Below are 20,658 nucleotides of genomic sequence, written 5' to 3'. Positions count from 1 at the left end.
AATCTAATTATTTAAAATGAATTATCCCAAAACAGCGAGAACGTCGCTCTGACGCATGATAAGGTATTTCTTACCGTCATGTTCCAGTTCAGTGCCCGAGTATTTACCATACAATACCTGGTCGCCTACATGCAACACCATTTCTTCGTCTTTTGTTCCGTTACCTACGGCAACAACTTCACCTTGCAATGGTTTTTCTTTTGCTGTATCAGGAATGATGATACCACCGATTGTTTTCTCTTCTGCAGGAGCAGGAAGAATCAGTACTCTGTCTGCTAATGGTTTAATGTTCATAGTGCTTAATATTTTATTTGTTATACATTATATCGAGTTTATTGATGTCTTTTTAAAAGACGACGGAAAACCTTCAACTAAAAGCATGCCAAAGCCGAAAGTCGATGAATTGGCAGATATAAACTGTCAAATTGACATTATGACAAACGTTCGTTTCTGCCAAAATCCTTTTTTATTCATTTTCTTTAACGATTATAGGGATGAAACGCAAACATATCACTATCTTTGCAAAACCTAACAACTAACCTTTTGAACTATATGGCTTTTACGAACAACATTATGATTGTCCGCCACAAGTTACTGACCGAACTTGTGAGACTGTGGAAAAATGGAGAACTGACAACAGACAAGATAGACCGTCTGCCTCTGGAATTGAGTCCTCGACGTTCAAAACATGCCGGACGTTGCTGCGTGCATAAAGAACGCGCCGTGTGGAAGTATAAATCACTCCCTTTGCTGGGCCTGGATATGGACGATGAAATAGACGAACTCACTTCATTATCCGAATATGCCGCCAAAGCACTCGACCGTGCAGAAAATGGGATGCCCAAGGACAATATAATGTGCGTGATAGACGAAGCCTGCTCCGCCTGCGTACAGATTAACTACGAAATTACCGACCTGTGTCGCGGATGTACTGCCCGCAGTTGTCAATACAACTGCCCCAAAGGGGCTGTTCATGTACATGCAGACACCGGTAAAGCATGGATTGACCACGATACTTGCATCAGTTGCGGCATCTGCCACAAAAGTTGCCCTTATCATGCTATCGTTTACATCCCGGTTCCTTGCGAGGAATCCTGTCCTGTCAAGGCTATCAGCAAAGACGAGCATGGCATAGAACACATTGACGAAGACAAATGTATCTATTGCGGAAAATGTATGAATGCTTGTCCTTTCGGAGCTATTTTCGAAATATCACAAACGTTCGATGTGTTACAGCGTATCCGTAAAGGAGAAAAGGTAGTGGCTATTGTAGCACCTTCCATTCTAGGACAGTTCAGCACCACTATCGAACAAGTATACGGAGCATTCAGACAAATCGGTTTCGCAGATGTGATTGAAGTCGCACAAGGTGCAATGGAAACAGTAGAAAATGAAGCACATGAACTGATTGAGAAACTGGAAGAAGGCCAAAAGTTCATGACCACTTCCTGTTGTCCTTCTTATATTGAGTTGGTGAACAAGTATATTCCTGACATGAAGAAATATGTTTCGACTACGGGTTCTCCAATGTACTATGCCGCACGTATCGCCAAGAAAAAGCATCCCGATGCAAAAATAGTATTTGTGGGGCCATGTGTAGCCAAGCGTAAAGAAGCACAACGTGACGAAGCTGTGGATTTTGTGATGACATTCGAGGAAATTTCTTCTATCTTCGATGCGATGGAAGTCAATTTAGAAATAGTACAACCATACGCCATGGAGTTCTCTTCTGTGCGCGAAGCGCATGGATTTGCTCAGGCAGGCGGTGTAATGGGTGCTGTGAAAGCATTCCTCAAGATGGAAGCAGACAAGATAAATGCTATTCAGGTTTCAGACTTGAATAAAAAAAATATTGCAGCATTACGTGCATACGCCAAAACAGGCAAGACTCCGGGACAGTTTATCGAAGTAATGGCTTGCGAAGGAGGTTGCATCACCGGCCCCAGCACGCACAGTGGAAGCAAGTCGGGTAAGTGGCAACTATCGCAAGAATTGACCAAACAAACCAAAACCTATGAAAATATGGAATGAAATACTCTTGATAGACAAACTGAGGAAGGGACATAAACTGACGGCGGAAGAATATAAAATTCTGCTCGAATGTCAGGACAGTAACTGCTTATCTTATCTACAAAAGCAAGCTCAAGAGGAAACCCTTTCTCGGTTCGGCAATAGAGTATTCATCCGCGGACTCATAGAAATCAGTAACCGATGCCGTAATAATTGCTATTATTGCGGCATTCGGAAAGGTAATCCGTCGGTCACCCGCTACGGACTGACGCGGGAAACAATCTTAACATGCTGCCGTGAAGGATACGAAGCCGGGTTCCGTACGTTTGTAATGCAGGGAGGAGAAGATTCCGCCATGACGGACGAATGGATAGAGCAAACGGTATCATCTGTCCGTCAGCTTTTTCCTGATTGCGCCATTACCTTGTCACTGGGCGAGAAAACACGAGAGGCTTACGAGCGTTTTTTCCGTGCCGGTGCAAACCGCTATTTACTTCGCCACGAAACATACAATCAGGCACATTACCGGCAACTCCATCCCCCCACCATGTCATCCGAACACAGGTTGCAATGCCTGCAATGGTTAAAGGAAATCGGCTATCAGACCGGTACGGGAATCATGGTAGGCAGTCCCGGACAAACAATCGGGCATCTGGTGGAAGACCTATTGTTTATCGAGCATTTTCAACCGGAGATGATTGGCATCGGTCCTTTCATTCCCCATCACGACACTCCATTTGCCGGTAAAGCCGCCGGAAGCGTGAGAATGACACTCAAATTGCTTTCCATCTTCAGGTTAATGCATCCATACGCCCTTATCCCATCCACAACAGCATTGGCAACTCTTGCAACGGATGGACGCGAACAAGGGATATTGGCAGGAGCCAATGTAGTGATGCCCAATCTGTCACCACCGGAACAACGCGCGAAATATGCCTTGTATGACCATAAGGCCGCTTTCGGTGCCGAAGCTGCGGAAGGATTAAAAAAGCTGTCCGAACGGTTAGGCGCCATTGGGTACCGGATTTCGGCAGAAAGAGGAGATTATGACGGAAACAGAACATAAAAACAATTAGAATATAATGTATAAAGCAGATTCAAAAATAGCGGAAGAGTTTATTGACCATCAGGAAATTCTGGATACAATGAGTGATGCAGAAACCCATAAGAGTAACCGTGCACTGATTGAGTCATTGATAGACAAAGCTGCCCAATGTAAAGGTCTGACCCACCGGGAAGCAGCTCTCCTGCTGGAATGTGGCCAACCGGACTTGATAGAACGGATTTTTCGCTTGGCCGAAGAAATCAAACATAAATTTTATGGCAACCGCATTGTCATGTTCGCTCCGTTATATCTTTCCAATTATTGTGTCAATGGTTGTGTATATTGTCCTTACCACCTGAAGAATAAGACGATAGCCCGCAAGAAGTTGACACAGGAGGAAATCAGGAAAGAAGTTATCGCTCTGCAGGATATGGGCCACAAACGTCTGGCACTCGAAGCCGGCGAAGATTCTTTGCACAATCCCATCGAATATATCCTGGAATCCATTGACACCATTTACAGCATCAAACATAAAAATGGAGCCATCCGCCGGGTGAATGTCAACATTGCCGCAACCACAGTAGAAAACTACCGCCGGTTAAAGGATGCCGGCATCGGTACCTATATCCTGTTTCAGGAAACTTATCACAAAGAAAACTACGAAGCCTTGCATCCCACCGGTCCTAAAAGCAGATATGCCTACCACACCGAGGCCATGGACCGTGCCATGGAAGGTGGCATAGACGACGTGGGACTGGGAGTATTGTTCGGACTCAACACTTATAAATATGACTTTATCGGACTGTTGATGCATGCGGAACATTTGGAAGCCACCTTCGGAGTCGGTCCGCACACCATCAGCGTGCCTCGCATCTGTCCGGCTGACGATATTTCCACAAACGACTTTCCCAATGCCGTTTCCGATGATATATTCTGCCGCATCGTAGCCATTATCCGCATTGCCGTACCTTATACGGGAATGATTATTTCCACACGCGAATCGGTTGCCACACGCAGCAAGGTACTGCATTTGGGTATATCCCAAATCAGTGGCGGGTCACGCACCAGCGTAGGCGGTTACGCCACGCCTGAACCGAAGGAAGAAAATTCCGCCCAATTCGATATCAGCGATACACGGACATTGGATGAGGTAGTCAACTGGCTGCTCGACATGGGACACATTCCCAGTTTCTGCACCGCCTGCTACCGGGCAGGCAGAACAGGCGACCGTTTCATGTCATTAGTCAAATCGGGACAAATAGCGAATTGCTGTGCTCCCAACGCTCTCATGACTTTAAAAGAATATCTGGAAGATTATGCATCCGCCGGCACACGCGCCAAAGGAGAAGTCTTAATCCAAAAAGAATTGGAACATATCCCCAATCCCAAAATAAAAGAGATAGCCGCACATAATCTGAAAGAGATAATAGAAGGAAAACGTGACTTTAGATTTTAATATAGAATTCATGAATATGAACAATACCCCTAACGCCAACCGTCTGCATATTGCTATTTTCGGACGTCGTAACAGTGGTAAGTCATCGCTTATCAACGCTTTGACGGGACAGGACACGGCTCTTGTTTCCGATGTTCCGGGCACCACTACCGACCTTGTGAATAAAGCCATGGAAATACACGGCATCGGGCCTTGTATTTTTATAGATACCCCGGGATTTGATGACGAAGGAGTATTGGGGGAAATGCGCATTGCCCGCACCCTGAAAGCCATCGAACGCACAGACATTGCATTATTGCTTTGCGAAGACGGAAATATGGAAGAGGAGCGGCAATGGATACAGCAATTGAACGACCGAAACATTCCGGTCATCCTTATTCTTAATAAGTCAGACCATCGCGAATGTGCTGCCGACACCGCTGTCCGAATTGAAAAGACTTGCGGAGAAACGCCTCTCATTGTCAGCGCCAAGGAACGTACAGGCATAGAAGCCGTGTATCAAACCATTCTCCGAAAGCTGCCGACCGATTTCGGTCAACAAACCATTACCGGTGACTTGGTACAAGAAGGAGACTTGGTATTGCTGGTCATGCCGCAAGATATACAGGCACCCAAAGGAAGACTCATCCTTCCTCAGGTGCAAACCATGCGCGAACTGCTCGACAAAAAATGCCTTGTCATGAGCTGCACAACCGACCGACTCACCCACACACTGGAAGCCCTTTCACGCGCTCCCCGTCTGATTATCACAGACTCACAAGTGTTCCACGAGGTATATCGCCTGAAACCCGAATCCAGTCTGCTCACCTCCTTTTCTGTGTTGATGGCAGGATATAAAGGAGATATACATTATTATATAGAAAGTGCCGCTGCCATTGATAGCCTCACCCCACAATCACGGGTACTGATAGCCGAAGCCTGCACGCATGCTCCTCTTTCGGAAGACATCGGCAGAGTGAAACTCCCTCGGCTGCTCAAAAAGAAAACCGGTGAAAGTCTACATATAGATATAGTATCAGGCACCGACTTCCCCACCGACCTTAGTTCTTATGAGCTGATTATTCATTGCGGAGGTTGTATGTTCAACCGTAAATATGTATTAAGCCGTATCGACCAGGCACGCCGCCAGCACATACCGATGACCAATTACGGAGTGGCTATTGCCTGTCTCAACGGCATTTTAGATAAAATAGTTTATTAACCATTTAATCAAAAAATAAAAGCATGAAGAAACGAACCACAATGCTTGCCTTGTTATTGGCAACCGGAGCCGGTACCTGCCTGCAAGCCCAAGAGAAACTAACCCAATTCAAGGTGCGCGATGCCATTACAGTACGCACCCCGATTATGAATGACAGCATCAACCCGAAAGGTGAAAAACACACAGCCAAGGATTTGCTTAAAACTCCAGTTGTGCTTGACCTTGCCGGAGCTCCTTTTCAAGTGCTGAATGCCGATACTGCCGGAATCCTATCATTCCCCAAAGCAGAGAAAGACAACAGTATCTACTTATTGGAGACCGCCTTGCGTGCCGAACGCTTCATGACGGGGAAATTAAAAATCACTTCACCGGCCCGTTGGGAAATCTTTATCAACGGAGAATCAAAGATGTCGAAAGAAAGTGCTGAAGACAGCATATCCGGCGCCTCTACCCGTGAAGTCAACCTCCGTCTGGAACCTGAAGCCGATTACGAAATCACCATCAAGCTACTTTCCAGTTCTGAGGATAAAGCAGAGCCTACTTTAAAGTGTGAACTCATCAAAGATGATAAATTTAAAGAAATAACCTGTTTTGTTTCTCCCGAACAGAAGAAACGCTTTGCCCTCCCGAACACGGTTTACGGCAATCGTGTCATCGGCGTATCCATCTCACCCGACGGCAAGTACCTGCTTACACGCTATTGGAACAACCACTCTTTAAAACGTTCTTATACCTATACCACGCTGTCCGAGCTGAAGACAGGTAAAGTTCTGTTGTCCAATGCCAAAGAAGGTATGCGCTGGATGCCCAAAAGTAATAAATTGTATTATACCGTACAGGCGGCAAAAGGCAATGATGTAATCACCCTCGACCCGCTGACTTTAAAAGAAGAGACTATTCTGAGAGGTATTCCGGAAGAAAGTTTTACTTGGTCACCAAATGAAGACTATCTGATTTATCATCCTTCGGAAGAGGGAGTAAAAGAGGAAGGGCCGCTAAAACGCATCGTAAGTCCGGCCGACCGCATTCCCGGTTCACGCCGCCGCAGCTTTTTGGCAAAATATAATCCGGCAACGGGTATATCCGAACGTCTCACCTTCGGTAACCACAGTACCTACCTGAATGACATCTCGCCCGATGGCAAGTATATCCTTTATAGCACTTCAAAAGAGAATATCACAGAACGTCCTTTCTCATTAAGTTCTCTTTACCAAGTCAATTTGGAAACATTGGCTGTCGATACACTCTTTATCAACGACCGCTTTATGGGAGGAGCAAGTTATTCACCCGACGATAAACAATTGCTGTTGACCGGAAGTCCCGAAGCATTCGGAGGCATAGGCAAGAATTGCGGAAACCACCCTATTGCCAATGACTTCGACTCACAGGCTTATATCATGGATTTGGCTACCCGCCACATTGAGCCGATAACAAAAGATTTTGCCCCGACTGTCTATCCTCTGCAATGGAATAAAGGTGACGGCTGCATCTATTTCAATACCAATGATGAAGATTGCAGAAATATCTATCGTTACTCTCCCCAAACAAAGAAGTTTGAGAAACTCAATCTGGAAACGGATGTCACCAGTGCCTTTGCTCTTTCAGAGAACAACCCTTCCATCGCCGCCTATATCGGACAAAGCAATCATAATGCGGGGGTTGCCTACCTTTATGATATGAAAAAGAAGACTTCACGTCTGCTTGCCGACCCCATGAAGCCGATATTGGACGAGATTGAATTGGGTAAGACGGAACCTTGGAACTTCACCGCCTCAGACGGAACCACTATTCAGGGCATGATGTGTCTGCCTCCAAATTTCGACCCCAATAAGAAGTATCCGCTTATCGTATATTATTATGGTGGAACGACTCCTACCGAACGTGGCATCAGCAATCCCTATTGTGCACAACTGTTTGCTTCACGAGACTATGTAGTATATGTCATCAATCCGAGCGGAACTATCGGTTACGGACAAGAGTTCTCGGCACGCCACGTCAACGCGTGGGGTAAACGCACAGCCGACGATATCATCGAAGGCACCAAGCAGTTCTGCAAAGAACATCCATTTGTCAATGACAAGAAAATCGGCTGTCTGGGTGCATCCTACGGCGGATTCATGACACAATACCTGCAAACACAAACCGACATTTTCGCTGCAGCAGTTTCACATGCCGGTATCAGTAATGTGACAAGCTATTGGGGAGAAGGATATTGGGGCTATTCATATAATGCAATAGCTGCTGCCGACAGCTATCCTTGGAAGAATCCGGAACTGTTTACCAAGCAAGGTTCACTGTTCAATGCCGACAAAATCAACACCCCCTTGTTATTGTTACACGGAACGGTGGATACCAATGTACCCATCGGAGAAAGTATTCAACTGTTCAATGCGCTGAAGATTCTGGGCAAGACTGTCGAATTTGTAACCGTAGACGGCGAGAACCACTTCATTGCCGATTATCCGAAACGAATATTATGGCACAACTCTATCATGGCATGGTTTGCACGTTGGTTGCAGGACAGCCCTGAATGGTGGAACGATTTGTATCCCGAACGCCATCTATAAAAAATATCACCGTAGCAGCCCATGATAAAGCTGCTACGGTGATAAATAAAATATAAAATCTCTTCTTATTATCCTCTTACTGCTTCCAACAATTCATCGGGAGTCAGCAACGATTGTTCACCTGTAGTCATATTCTTCAGCGTCAGTTTACCTTCAGCCATCTCATTTTCACCTACAATGGCAACAAACGGAATCTGCTTGTCATTCGCATACCCCATCTGCTTCTTCATCTTGGCTGAATCAGGATAAATCTCGGCACGTACACCGGCATCACGCATTTTGGCCAAAACAGGCAGACAGTAGGCAGCTTCCTTCTCTCCGAAGTTCACAAACAACAGTTCTGTACCATTCACAGCCTCTTTCGGATACAAATCCAATTGGTTCAGCACATCAAAGATACGGTCTGCTCCGAACGAAATACCGACTCCAGACATTCCATCCATTCCAAACACGCCTGTCAAGTTGTCATAACGGCCTCCACCACTGATGCTGCCAATCTGCACATCCAATGCCTTCACCTCAAAAATAGCACCGGTATAGTAATTCAATCCGCGAGCCAACGTCAAGTCCAGCTCTACTTCGCTCTTTACTCCGAGAGAGGCAACAGTCTTCAGGATAAACTCACTTTCTTCCACCCCTTTCATACCAGTCTCGCTGGCAGCCAGAACCGTTTTCAGTGTTTCAAGTTTTTCCTCATTGGAACCGCTCAATAAGATAATAGGCTGAAGTTTATCAATCGCTTCTTGTGGAATACCTTTCGAAGCCAATTCCGCATTCACATTATCCAAACCTATCTTATCCAGTTTATCGATAGCAACGGTAATATCCACTATTTTATCGGCCTCACCGATTATTTCGGCAATACCCGTTAATATCTTACGATTATTAATCTTAATGGAAACACGCACGCCAAACTTGTTGAACACACGATCAATCATTTGTACAAGTTCCACTTCGTTCAGCAGCGAATTGCTGCCCACCACATCGGCATCACACTGATAGAACTCGCGGTAACGTCCCTTCTGAGGACGGTCTGCACGCCATACCGGTTGAATTTGATAACGTTTGAAAGGAAAACTTATCTCATCGCGGTGCATCACCACATAGCGGGCAAAGGGTACGGTAAGATCATAGCGCAGCCCCTTCTCACAAAACTTACCGGCCAATTTCACAGCATTGCGACTCAATAGTTCCTCATCGGTAATTCCCGAAAAGTAATCGCCTGAATTCTGTATCTTGAACAATAGTTTATCACCTTCATCTCCATATTTTCCCATCAAAGTAGACAGGTTCTCCATAGAAGGAGTTTCAATCTGCTGATAGCCGAAAAGATGGAACACTTCACGAATAGTATTAAATATATAATTGCGTTTCGCCATTTCTACGGGCGAAAAATCTCTGGTTCCTTTAGGAATACCCGGTTTTGCTGCCATAATGATTCTCTGATTTGATTTTGAGGCACAAAATTACGAAAAAATCTCTGTAATAAACGAATAAAAAGAAAGAAAACTCTGATTATGGTTAGCCTCTATTAATCTTAATGCCATTCTTCCGAAAATGAGGCTGTCATATAAAGGATAATGCTATCATTTAGTTCGTAGGGGCGAGGTTCGCTCGCCCGAAAACAGTTTGCTTTGTGTCTTCGGGCAGGCGAACCCTGCCCCTACATATAACGATGGGATAGGCCGGCTTAGTTTTGACACACTCCCATTATTCAATACAATCGGATAAATATTTACTCCCGGCGTCCCATATAAATCATAATATAATAAACCAATGTAGCCAGTGAGCCAAGCGCAGCTACTACATAAGTATAAGCAGCCGAACGCAATGCATCTTCCGCCGCATGGTGATTATAGGAATTGGTAATGCCTGCCTTACTCAACCATACCAATGCACGCTGACTTGCATTTATTTCTACCGGTAAGGTGATAAAACTGAATAGGGTAGTCATGGCAAACAAACAGATACCTGCGAGCAATAACTGCGGGAAAGTATTTACCATCAGGATTCCACCCAACAACACCCAAGTCATGATAGATGACGAGAACTGAACCACCGGAACAAGAGCAGAACGCATTTTCAACGGAGCATAGGCACGGGCGTGCTGTACGGCATGTCCGCACTCATGGGCAGCTACAGCGGCGGCAGCCACACTATTGCTTCCATATACCCCCTCACTCAGGTTCACCGTTTTGTTAGCCGGATTATAGTGGTCGGTCAACATTCCCGGAGTACTTGTCACCCTGACATCATAAATACCATTGTCATGCAACATTTTCTCTGCCACTTCTTTCCCGGTCATGCCGTTTGACAGTGGCATCTTAGAGTATTTCTTAAACTTACTCTGCAAGCTGGCTTGCACGATATAACTAATAATCGCAATTCCAATAAATAATATCCAATACATTGACATAGTTTTGTTCTTTATAATTTTGTTGTTAAATATACAGGTTATTACATACAAATAGTTTGCCATCCTTACCCTTTTAGAAAGAATTAAGAATATTAGCGGGTTATTGACAGTCACTTGGCAGATGCTTCCGCCAAATTCAATTAAAAAAACATATAAAGGAGACAAAAAGGATTGCTATATGATTATTGATTTATATTTTTGAAGCAAAATTAAGAGATATGGAACAAGAAATTGGAAATATATCCATTGCCCTCATCCGCAAACTGAACGCTGCCATGAAGGGTATAGGCAATGATTTTATAATGGACAATACAGAATATTATATTCCGGATGTCAATTCTATATTCAGATATCCTCTCCGCCTCGACGGTATCATCATCGCAGTGCGGAAACAAGGAAGTGCAACCATCAACATCAACTTGCGTGAATACAACACGACTAAAAACGACTTGGTGATTTGCGCTCCCGGCGACATCCTTCAATCAATACCCCAACCGGGCATGCATCAAACCCAGATGTTCCTCATTTCATCCGATTTCTTAAAAGAAATGTATATCAACCTGAACAGTTTCATGCCTTTCTTTATTTCATTGAAAGAACAACCTATTTTCAGCCTGACGGATGAAGAGGTAAAAGAGCTGGAGGCTTTCTACACATTAATAGAAGAAACGATTGACCGGAACGATAATTTCCGCACAGAGATTGTACGGCGGCTGATGGGTGCCTATCTTTATAAATTAGGTTCCATCCTGCATCGCAGGCAACCGGAGTTTTTGGCAGCCAACCCCAAATCCATGAAACGGGAAGAAATACTATTCAACCAATTCATTAATTTACTGACCGAACACCATCGCAAGGAAAGACGGGTGGACTTCTATGCCGAACAGTTGTTTTTAAGTCCGAAACACTTCTCTACCGTGGTAAAGAAAGTTAGTGGAAAAACAGCCGGTGAGTGGATTGACGAATATGTAATTCTGGAAGCAAAAGCATTACTTAAATATTCGGTCATGTCCATTCAGGAAGTAGCCTATTACATGAATTTCCCCAACCCTTCCTTTTTTGGGAAATATTTTAAACATCACACCGGAATGTCGCCAAGTGAGTATAAAGTGCAATAGCACATGAACGAAAAGATAAAATTATCAAGAATAAAAGATAAAAGGCAGATACATTCAACTAATATGCCGATAAATTTGTTTAAGTTTGCAGAAACGTTTGTACAAAACACACGATGAAAAAGAAATATATCCGTTGGACAATGTGGACGGTAGCCTCTCCTTTCATATTGTTCATTCTTTTATGTATACTGATTTATTTGCCCCCCATACAGAATTTCCTGGTGGACAAAGCGGCTTCGTATGCCTCTGAATCAACCGGAATGAATATAAGGGTGGGAAGAATCTCTTTATCTTTTCCGCTCAACTTGGTGGTGAATGATGTGGAAGCGTCTTCCCAGCACAACGATACGCTGCTCAGCGTAAAGCGCCTTCAGGTAAATGTCCAGTTGTTGCCATTGCTGAAAAAGCAAGTGGAAGTAGATGGTATCTCCCTCAAAGGGGCCACCGTCAATTCCAATGACCTGATTAATGGGATGCAGTTGCGGGGAACTCTTGGTGAATTGTTTATATCCAGCCACGGTGTGGCACTCGACCCCGAAACAGCCATAGTGAACAAAGTACTGCTCAAAGACACCGACTTGTCTCTTTGCCTGAATGACACCACAGCTGCCGACACCACCAAAACCGATACCACCTACTGGAAAATAATCCTGCAGGACATCGACTTGCAAAATGTGTCTTTCGCTTTGCAGATGCCGCTTGACAGTCTCGCGCTCAGCACATCGCTGGCAAAAGCATCTTTGCGTAACGGATTGATAGACCTGCATAAATCCGCCTATTCCCTTCAAAGTTTTAAAATAGAAAACGGACAGGTGAACTATGATTCGGGAGCACCGTCTCTTCTCCCGCCCGACAGCATTGCCCTGAGAGGATTGGATCCTTCTCATATCGCACTGACCGGCATCGGTGTGCAACTCGACTCTCTTCATTATGAGGGCCGTGACATGAAAGCCATTATCAACCGGTTTGTGCTAAAGGAGCGTTCGGGACTGGAACTTCTATCCACCCAAGGACGATTGCTCTCCAACCAGAAATCGCTCCGTATCCCTTCTTTGCGTCTCACCACCTCCGATTCGGACTTCGAGTTGAATGCATCCATCGATTGGGACGTATTCGAAATGAAAAGTAAAGGACGGTTATCCGCCCGGTTAATGGCTGATATAGGCAAACAGGACATCATACGTTTGGTAGGCGGTATGGACGAACATTTCGTACAGAAATACCCGGCCGAACCCTTACGCATCCGTACAGGAGTGGACGGTGACCTCAACCAACTCAAATTGACCACTCTGAGTGCCGAACTTCCCGGCGCATTGGAGCTTTTTGCCAAAGGCGAATTAACCCATCTGACCGATACGCTGAAACGCGGAGGAGACATCACACTCGAAACGGAAGTGGGGAACATGGATTTTCTGAGTGCCCTTGCCGAAGGTATTGCCATCCCTAACGGCACACGCCTGGAAGGTAAATTCAGCATGTCGGGCTCCAAAATGGGTACAGACCTTTTGTTGAAAGAACCGGACGCACGCATATTGGCAGTCATCGACACCATCCCCATCACCGTGTATAATGACAGCATCTCCATTACAGATGATTTCAAAATGGAACATGCCGCCCGGCTCTATGCCAAGTACGACCTTTCACGCGAAGCCTATGAAGCCGATGTTGCCGTCAATAATCTGAACCTGCACCGATTCTTGCCGCAAGACTCACTCTTTGCAGTATCCGCACGCCTTGGTGTCAAAGGAGAAGGACTGGACTTCATGTCTCCCCGAACCACCTTCAGTGCCTCGGGCAGTATCGACCGTTTCCATTACGGCAATTATATCCTGTCGGGCATCCAACTTTCTGCCGGACTCGAAAAACATATCATCAACACTGCTTTATTAATCAATAATAAAGTAATGGATATACGGGCACACCTCGATGGCAGCCTGAAGCCGCATAATGCGGCAGCCACGCTGAAGCTGGATATCGACCGCATGGACTGGCAGGCATTGCACTTGATGAATGAGCGCATGCAGACCTCGCAAAATATTACCGTCCACCTCGCAACGGATATGGCTAACAAATATTCCGTGGATGCATCCATGGCCAATATCACCGTCATCACGCCCAAACGCACATCTCATCCCAAAGACCTTTTACTGGGATTTGCCACAGCAAGCGATTCTACCCGGATGTATTTGCGTGCCGGTGATTTCGACCTTTCTTTGGAAGGAGCCGGGCACATCACACGCTTATCCCGCCAGGCAGAGATATTGATGAAGAAACTCTCCGAACAGTGGGAGCATAAACATATCGACCAGGAAGAGTTGAAACAATATCTGCCCGGCTTGTGTTTACGCGTCACTTCAGGACAGGATAATCCGGTCTGCAATTACCTTTCCATGATGGGCATCTCCTACCGGAAACTTTTTATGGATATGGATTCCTCTCCGACAGAAGGGCTGAACGGAGAAGCATTCCTTTATAGTCTGAGCACAGACAGCATTGTCTTGGATACAATTTATCTTGACGTACAGCAAGACATGGAAGGCATCAAATTCCTAAGTGGAGTTGTCAACGGACCGAAGCTTAACCAAGAAGCTTACGATGTCAGCCTGGAAGGAAACATCGGTACCAATCAGGCACAACTGCTCATTCAGTACCTCAACGCCCGCAAGGAGCAAGGCGTCTATATGGGAGTGCAGGCCGATTTACGACGTCGGGGAATCCGTCTACGTCTTTTCCCCGAACATCCGACATTGGTTTACCGTCCTTTCACGGTCAACAGGGATAATTATATCTTCCTGACAGACCGCGGACGCATCCATGCCAATCTCCATCTGCACGACGATGCAGGTACGGGCCTCAGCTTCTATACCAATCGCGAAGATACCATTGCCAGTCAGGACATGACAGTCGAGCTCTCCCGAATCAATCTGAAAGAGTTCCGCCGTATCCTGCCTTATATGCCTGATATGGAAGGATGGATTGGAGCAGAAACGCACTATATCGAATCCGGCCCCTACATGATGGTGAGCAGTGACTTGAAAGTCGATGAATTCAAATATGAAGGCAACCCACTCGGTAATTGGGAATTTAGTGGCGTATATCTGCCCGGCGACGAGAAAGACCACCACGTAGACGGATACATCCGCCACAATAACAAAGAGATAGCCCACCTCGGCGGTATCTATCTGCCCACAGCCGACGGCAAAGGCAGCCTGAGTGCAGATGTTGCGCTCGAACACTTCCCGCTGAATGTCATTAATCCGTTCATCCCCGACAATATGGTGGAACTGAACGGCGACATTGACGGAACACTGGCCATGAAGGGAGACCCCTCCAAGCCTCTGCTCAATGGCGAACTGTCACTCGACTCCGTATCAATGTTCATGCCCGAACTGTCTGCACTCTTCCGCTTCGACAACGAGCCGGTACAGATGGTCAACAGCAAAATGATGTTTAAGGACTTCGATATCTTCACCAAAGGAAAAAATCCTTTCACCATCAACGGTCATGTGGACTTCTCCAATCTGGAGCGTATGACTACCGACTTGAAGATGAAGGCCCGGAACTACGAACTACTGAATGCTCCCCGCACCAAACGGGCCATGGTATACGGCAAGATGTATGTAGACTTCGACGCCACTCTCCGCGGCCCCGTAGACGCCCTCATGATGCGGGGCAATATGAATATATTGGGAAAGACAGATTTCACTTATGTGATGAAAGACTCCCCGCTGACCGTAAACGACCGTTTGGGAGACATGGTGACTTTCGTCAACTTCAATGACACCACTGAAGTGGCGAACGAAACCATCCAGCCGGTGTCCATCAATGGCATGGATATCGCCATGACAATGCATATCGACCAAGCCGTTCAAGCACATGTCGATATCACACCGGATGGTTCCAACTATATGCTGCTCGAAGGAGGCGGAGACCTTTCTTTCCAATACACCCCGCAAGGCGAGATGCTGCTGAACGGACGCTACTCGCTCATCAGCGGTGAAATGAAATATGAAATCCCGGTCATTCCGCTCAAGACGTTCAATATCCAGAACGGCAGCTATGTGGAATGGACAGGCAACGTGATGAACCCCCAACTCAGTATCACCGCCACAGAGCGAGTGCGCGCCACTGTGGGCGAGGACGGACAAAGCCCCCGCATGGTCAGCTTCGATGTAGGTATCGCCCTGAGCCAACGACTGGAAAACCTGGGACTGGCCTTTACCCTTTCAGCCCCCGAAGACGCCTCCGTGCAAGACCAGCTTACCGCCATGAGTCCAGAAGAACGGGGCAAACTGGCCGTAACCATGCTTGTCACCGGTATGTATATGGCAGAAGGCAACTCTACCGGAGGATTCAATATGAACAATGCCCTCAACTCCTTCCTGCAAAGCGAAATTTCGAATATTGCAGGAAAAGCCCTCGACATCAGCCTAGGCATGGAAACCGTCGACAATGCCGAAGACGGCGGAAAGCGTACAGATTACAACTTCCAGTTTGCCAAACGTTTCTGGAATAACCGTTTCCGCATCGTTATCGGCGGAAAAGTGTCTACCGGCAATACCGCCCAGCAAGATGAAACATTTATCGACAACGTCTCCGTCGAATATCGTCTGGACAATAGCGGTACCCGATATATCAAGGTGTTCCACGATAAAAACTACGAGAGTGTGCTCGAAGGTGAAATCATCGAAACAGGTGTCGGTATCGTTCTGCGAAAGAAGATGAGCCATCTGGGTGAGTTATTTATATTCAGGAAAAAGAAAGATTGATAAAAATGACAAGGATAAGAAAGAGAAAACTTCACGTTAACCAGCTGTTGCTGACAGCTTTTCTATGCCTGCTGGCGGGTTGCTCCACCACAAAGAACCTGCCCGAAGGCGAAACTCTTTACGTAGGCGTAAAGAACATGAACGTTATCAACGAAGACAAAACTCCCGCCGGAGTGCAAACTCTGGAAGAAGTAGAGGCAGCCCTGTCCTACCCTCCCAATAACGCCATATTGGGAAGCAACTCCCTGCGCTTTCCCATTCCGTTCGGTTTGTGGATATATAATGACTTTGTGAAATACCAGGAAAAGAAGGGACTGGGCCGCTGGATATTCAACAAGCTGGGTTCCACCCCGGTTTATATCTCCACCGTCAATCCCGAAACCCGTGTAAAGGTAGCGACCAACTTGTTGCGTGATTATGGCTTCTTCAATGGCTCTGTCTCCTATTCGGTCGACACCCTGAAGAACCCCCGAAAAGCAAAGCTCAACTATGAAATCAATATGGCCAATCCTTACTATCTGGACTCTATTGCCTACCTCAAATATCCGGCACGGGCCGACAGCCTGATTCGTGCCACCTACAACCAGCGCATATTACGCAAAGGAGACAACTTCAGCGTGTTGAAACTGGAAGAAGAACGCCAGCGGCTAAGTACTCTTTTCAGAAATAACGGATACTATTATTTCCGCCCCGAGTTTACCACCTTCCGCGCAGACACATTGCGCAATCCCGGTTTTGTAAGTTTGCAGGTAGTGCCGCAAAAAGGAGTGCCGGCAGAAGCACGCCGCCCTTATTATATAGGAAAGACCTCTGTTTACCTGACAGGATATAAGGGAGAGCAACCGACAGACTCACTGACCTTTGCAGATATGACCATCCATTATCATGGCAAGAAACCCGGTATCCGCGAACAGGTCTTGCGCAGACGTTTCCTATATAAAGAAGGACAACTATACTCCCAGATACGCCAAACCTATACCCAAGAAGCACTGGCACGCTTGGGAATCTTTAAATATGCAGAATTCCGCTACACACCCAAAGACACCCTGCCCGACTGTGACACCCTGAACATCAAAGTAAATGCCATGTTCGACCTTCCCTACGACGGAGAGCTGGAATTCAATGTCACAACCAAGAGCACCGACCAGACAGGCCCGGGAGCCATCTTCAGTTTGTCGCGACGCAACTTTATGCGCACAGCCGCCAAACTATCTTTCCAACTGAAAGGGTCCTACGAATGGCAAACCGCATCCAACAGTGTCGCTGGAGACAAGTCAAAAATGAATTCGTATGAACTGGGAGCATCCTTCTCACTGGATTATCCACGCCTGTTACTGCCATGGAAGAACAAGTCGAACCGCTTACTGTTTCCCTCGCATACCTCTTTCAAGCTCTATGTGGACCAGCTGAACCGTGCCCGCTTCTTCAAGATGTTATCTTTTGGCGGAACCGTCAGTTATGATTTCCAGCCATCGCGCACCTGGAAACACACAGTAACCCCTTTCAGGCTTACGTTCAATACCCTGCAACATACCACCAGTGAATTCGATTCCATTATCAATGTAAACAAGTCACTGGCACTCAGTTTGGGAAATCAGTTTATCCCTGCCATGAGCTATACCTTTACTTATGACAACGCCCCCCTGAAAAAACGGCATAACTTATGGTGGGAAACCTCCTTCACCTCTGCCGGCAATGTGACTTCACTTGTTTATGCCGCCTTCGGCAAAGGAATGAAGGAAAAAGGGAAAGAACTGCTGGGAAGCCCCTTCGCACAATTCCTTAAAATGACCTCGGAAGTCCGCTGCCTGTTCAAAGTAGGAGAAAAGCAACACATAGCCACCCGCCTGATGGGAGGAATACTCTATGCATACGGCAACCAGACCGTCGCCCCCTATAGCGAACAGTTCTATATCGGAGGCGCCAACAGTATACGTGCATTCACAGTCCGCTCCATCGGTCCGGGTACTTTCCACCCCAACGCAGACAACCGTTACGGATATATTGACGAAACAGGCGACGTGAAACTGGAAGCCAACATAGAATACCGTTTCCCGATATTGGGCGACCTATATGGCGCCACTTTCCTTGACGCGGGCAATGTATGGCTGATGAAAAAAGACGAAGCGCGTCCCGGTGGAGAACTCACCATGCGGAACTTTGCAAAAAGTGTGGCGCTCGGCACCGGCGTAGGATTACGTTATGACCTGACCTTCCTGGTTATCCGCCTCGATTTGGGTATTGCCCTGCATGCCCCCTACGACACCGGAAAAAGCGGCTATTACAATATACCGAAGTTCAAAGACGGGCTTGGCCTTCACTTCGCTATCGGCTACCCCTTCTAATAGAGGAAGGGGCAAAAAAAATGAGGACACCCCGATATCACATCGTAATGTCCTCCACAATCATTGAGGGATATATATTTTAATACTTTAGTATTCAAACTGATGGCGCAAAGATAGGAATATTATTCGGAAAAATACATTTTATCGATATTAAAATTCAAAAAAAGAACGTTTTTTTCTTTTTCCTCTCACAAATACATTTTCCTTCATATATTTTTGTAGCTTTGTAGTCAGAATATCAATTTTTAAATAAATAGACTATGAAACCTACATTATTCTTATTGGCAGCCGGTATGGGTAGCCGTTATGGTGGCCTCAAACAATTGGACGGACTGGGTCCTAACGGCGAAACTATTATGGATTATTCCATCTATGATGCCATTAACGCCGGCTTCGGCAAACTCGTTTTTGTTATCCGCAAAGATTTCGAACAAGATTTCCGCGATAAAATCATTTCCAAGTACGAAGGACACATCCCTTGCGAAATGGTATTCCAAGCTTTGGACGCACTGCCCGAAGGTTTCACTTGTCCTGCCGACCGCACCAAGCCATGGGGTACCAACCATGCAGTCATGATGGGTGCCGATGTTATTAAAGAACCGTTTGCAGTAATCAACTGTGACGACTTCTATGGCCGTGACTCATTCCAGGTAATGGGCAAATTCCTTGCAAATCTTCCTGAAGGATCTAAAAACACCTATTCAATGGTAGGTTTCCGCGTAGGTAACACCCTGAGCGAAAGCGGTACCGTTTCTCGTGGTATCTGTGAAACAAACGACAAGAATCTGTTGACTTCCGTAGTAGAACGTACCAAGATTCAGCGCATCGACGGAGAAGTGAAATACATCGACGACAATGGCGAATGGACAGCAACAGCCGACACAACTCCGGTTAGTATGAATTTCTGGGGCTTCACTCCCGATTACTTTGCATACAGCCAGGAATTCTTCAAGACCTTCTTGAGTGATCCCAAGAACATGGAAAACCTGAAGAGCGAATTCTTTATTCCATTGATGGTAGACAAACTGATTAGTGACGGAACAGCTACCGTAGAAGTTCTGGATACTGCCAGCAAGTGGTTCGGTGTAACTTATCCCGAAGACCGCCAGAGTGTAGTAGACAAGATTCAGGCATTGGTAGATGCCGGAGAATATCCTGCCAAACTGTTTTAATCATATATCATAAAAAAGAGAGGACACATCCCAATCGATATGTCCTCTCTTCTTTTCACCTTCTATATCCGTGCTAAAACCTTTTCAGCATCAGTGTAGCATAATCGGATTTCAAAATCAACTCCTTTCCGTTGGCCTTCACCACTTCAAACTCTGTATCCAAAGCATTGATGCCATAGGGAAGAAGCTCCTCCACCGTGACATCCTTTTTATCATCGCTTGTGGCTTTTCTTCCTTTGAAGTCCCTCATCCGCACATTTCCATTCTCCTCATGCTCAAACCGTCCGATGACCGGCCTGTGCGGTGTGCCGCTCTGCTTGGCTGCTATTTCCACCACCCACAACTGGATACTGTAATAAATCCGATTACACACATGCACCTTACCGTCAGCTGCCGTTGTATATTCCAACAACTCCCAGTGCCCTTCCATATCACTGTCGATAGCCTCCTTCTGGCATCCTCCCATGACGAGGCACAGCAGGACAGCCGCCACCACTCCCGACAAAAACTTTAATCCGCATCTATTTCTCATATTCCGAATCCTCCTGTCTTTCTTACC

The 20,658-nt window shown here is 46.2% G+C and carries 13 protein-coding genes; 9 read left to right on the top strand and 4 right to left on the bottom strand.

Annotated features, from left to right (window positions below; translation table 11 throughout):
* Positions 1-21: 21 nt before the first annotated feature.
* On the bottom strand, positions 22-294 hold the full coding sequence (locus IR173_RS08115) for a co-chaperone GroES (protein WP_005941150.1): 273 nt from the start codon (positions 292-294) through the stop codon (positions 22-24).
* Positions 295-552: 258 nt separating this feature from the next.
* Here IR173_RS08115 and IR173_RS08110 point away from each other — a divergent pair, with 258 nt between their 5' ends.
* From IR173_RS08110 to IR173_RS08090, 5 genes are read left to right on the top strand one after another with little or no spacing between them, the layout of a single operon-like run.
* On the top strand, positions 553-2,031 hold the full coding sequence (locus tag IR173_RS08110) for a 4Fe-4S dicluster domain-containing protein (RefSeq protein WP_237039153.1): 1,479 nt from the start codon (positions 553-555) through the stop codon (positions 2,029-2,031).
* Positions 2,015-3,076, top strand: coding sequence for a [FeFe] hydrogenase H-cluster radical SAM maturase HydE (gene hydE, locus IR173_RS08105; RefSeq protein ID WP_237039152.1), 1,062 nt, complete (start codon positions 2,015-2,017; stop codon positions 3,074-3,076). The genes IR173_RS08110 and hydE overlap by 17 nt, the downstream gene beginning before the upstream one ends.
* A gap of 16 nt (positions 3,077-3,092) precedes the next feature.
* Entirely contained in the window at positions 3,093-4,511 is a 1,419-nt protein-coding gene (gene hydG, locus IR173_RS08100; RefSeq protein WP_237039151.1) for a [FeFe] hydrogenase H-cluster radical SAM maturase HydG, read from the top strand.
* A 10-nt stretch (positions 4,512-4,521) separates the two neighbouring features.
* Entirely contained in the window at positions 4,522-5,712 is a 1,191-nt protein-coding gene (hydF, locus tag IR173_RS08095; RefSeq protein ID WP_237039150.1) for a [FeFe] hydrogenase H-cluster maturation GTPase HydF, read from the top strand.
* 23 nt (positions 5,713-5,735) lie between these two features.
* Complete coding sequence (locus tag IR173_RS08090; protein WP_237039149.1) at positions 5,736-8,279, top strand: S9 family peptidase; 2,544 nt, start codon at positions 5,736-5,738, stop codon at positions 8,277-8,279.
* A gap of 68 nt (positions 8,280-8,347) precedes the next feature.
* Here the strand turns inward: IR173_RS08090 and hisS are convergent, their stop codons facing one another.
* Both hisS and IR173_RS08080 read right to left on the bottom strand, forming a co-directional pair.
* Positions 8,348-9,712: a histidine--tRNA ligase gene (gene hisS / locus IR173_RS08085; protein WP_237039148.1), complete on the bottom strand. Its 1,365-nt coding sequence runs from the start codon at positions 9,710-9,712 to the stop codon at positions 8,348-8,350.
* Between the two features lie 302 nt (positions 9,713-10,014).
* Positions 10,015-10,695, bottom strand: a complete 681-nt coding sequence (locus IR173_RS08080; protein WP_237039147.1) for a zinc metallopeptidase — start codon at positions 10,693-10,695, stop codon at positions 10,015-10,017.
* Between the two features lie 218 nt (positions 10,696-10,913).
* Here IR173_RS08080 and IR173_RS08075 point away from each other — a divergent pair, with 218 nt between their 5' ends.
* From IR173_RS08075 to IR173_RS08060, 4 genes are all read left to right on the top strand, one after another.
* Positions 10,914-11,813 (top strand): helix-turn-helix domain-containing protein, encoded by a 900-nt coding sequence (locus IR173_RS08075; protein ID WP_237039146.1) that lies wholly within the window; start codon positions 10,914-10,916, stop codon positions 11,811-11,813.
* 113 nt (positions 11,814-11,926) lie between these two features.
* Positions 11,927-16,582, top strand: a complete 4,656-nt coding sequence (locus tag IR173_RS08070) for a translocation/assembly module TamB domain-containing protein (protein ID WP_237039145.1) — start codon at positions 11,927-11,929, stop codon at positions 16,580-16,582.
* A gap of 5 nt (positions 16,583-16,587) precedes the next feature.
* Entirely contained in the window at positions 16,588-18,927 is a 2,340-nt protein-coding gene (tamL, locus tag IR173_RS08065; RefSeq protein ID WP_237039144.1) for a translocation and assembly module lipoprotein TamL, read from the top strand.
* 260 nt (positions 18,928-19,187) lie between these two features.
* The gene (locus IR173_RS08060; protein ID WP_237039143.1) at positions 19,188-20,099 is read left to right on the top strand and encodes a glycosyltransferase family protein; all 912 of its coding nucleotides are present in this window, start codon (positions 19,188-19,190) and stop codon (positions 20,097-20,099) included.
* A gap of 73 nt (positions 20,100-20,172) precedes the next feature.
* Here the strand turns inward: IR173_RS08060 and IR173_RS08055 are convergent.
* Positions 20,173-20,658: lipocalin-like domain-containing protein (locus IR173_RS08055; RefSeq protein ID WP_317207933.1), on the bottom strand; the 486-nt coding region annotated here is incomplete at its 5' end.

Source organism: Phocaeicola faecalis (genome assembly GCF_021730445.1).
Lineage (GTDB): Bacteria > Bacteroidota > Bacteroidia > Bacteroidales > Bacteroidaceae > Phocaeicola > Phocaeicola faecalis.
The sequence above is the reverse complement of the archived record's forward strand: the minus strand, read 5'-3'. Positions and strand labels throughout refer to the sequence as shown.

Coding starts and splice junctions, on each gene's coding strand:
- IR173_RS08115 (WP_005941150.1), bottom strand. CDS start 294: ATGAACATTAAACCATTAGCAGACAGAGTACTGATTCTTCCTGCTCCT.
- IR173_RS08110 (WP_237039153.1), top strand. CDS start 553: ATGGCTTTTACGAACAACATTATGATTGTCCGCCACAAGTTACTGACC.
- hydE (WP_237039152.1), top strand. CDS start 2,015: ATGAAAATATGGAATGAAATACTCTTGATAGACAAACTGAGGAAGGGA.
- hydG (WP_237039151.1), top strand. CDS start 3,093: ATGTATAAAGCAGATTCAAAAATAGCGGAAGAGTTTATTGACCATCAG.
- hydF (WP_237039150.1), top strand. CDS start 4,522: ATGAATATGAACAATACCCCTAACGCCAACCGTCTGCATATTGCTATT.
- IR173_RS08090 (WP_237039149.1), top strand. CDS start 5,736: ATGAAGAAACGAACCACAATGCTTGCCTTGTTATTGGCAACCGGAGCC.
- hisS (WP_237039148.1), bottom strand. CDS start 9,712: ATGGCAGCAAAACCGGGTATTCCTAAAGGAACCAGAGATTTTTCGCCC.
- IR173_RS08080 (WP_237039147.1), bottom strand. CDS start 10,695: ATGTCAATGTATTGGATATTATTTATTGGAATTGCGATTATTAGTTAT.
- IR173_RS08075 (WP_237039146.1), top strand. CDS start 10,914: ATGGAACAAGAAATTGGAAATATATCCATTGCCCTCATCCGCAAACTG.
- IR173_RS08070 (WP_237039145.1), top strand. CDS start 11,927: ATGAAAAAGAAATATATCCGTTGGACAATGTGGACGGTAGCCTCTCCT.
- tamL (WP_237039144.1), top strand. CDS start 16,588: ATGACAAGGATAAGAAAGAGAAAACTTCACGTTAACCAGCTGTTGCTG.
- IR173_RS08060 (WP_237039143.1), top strand. CDS start 19,188: ATGAAACCTACATTATTCTTATTGGCAGCCGGTATGGGTAGCCGTTAT.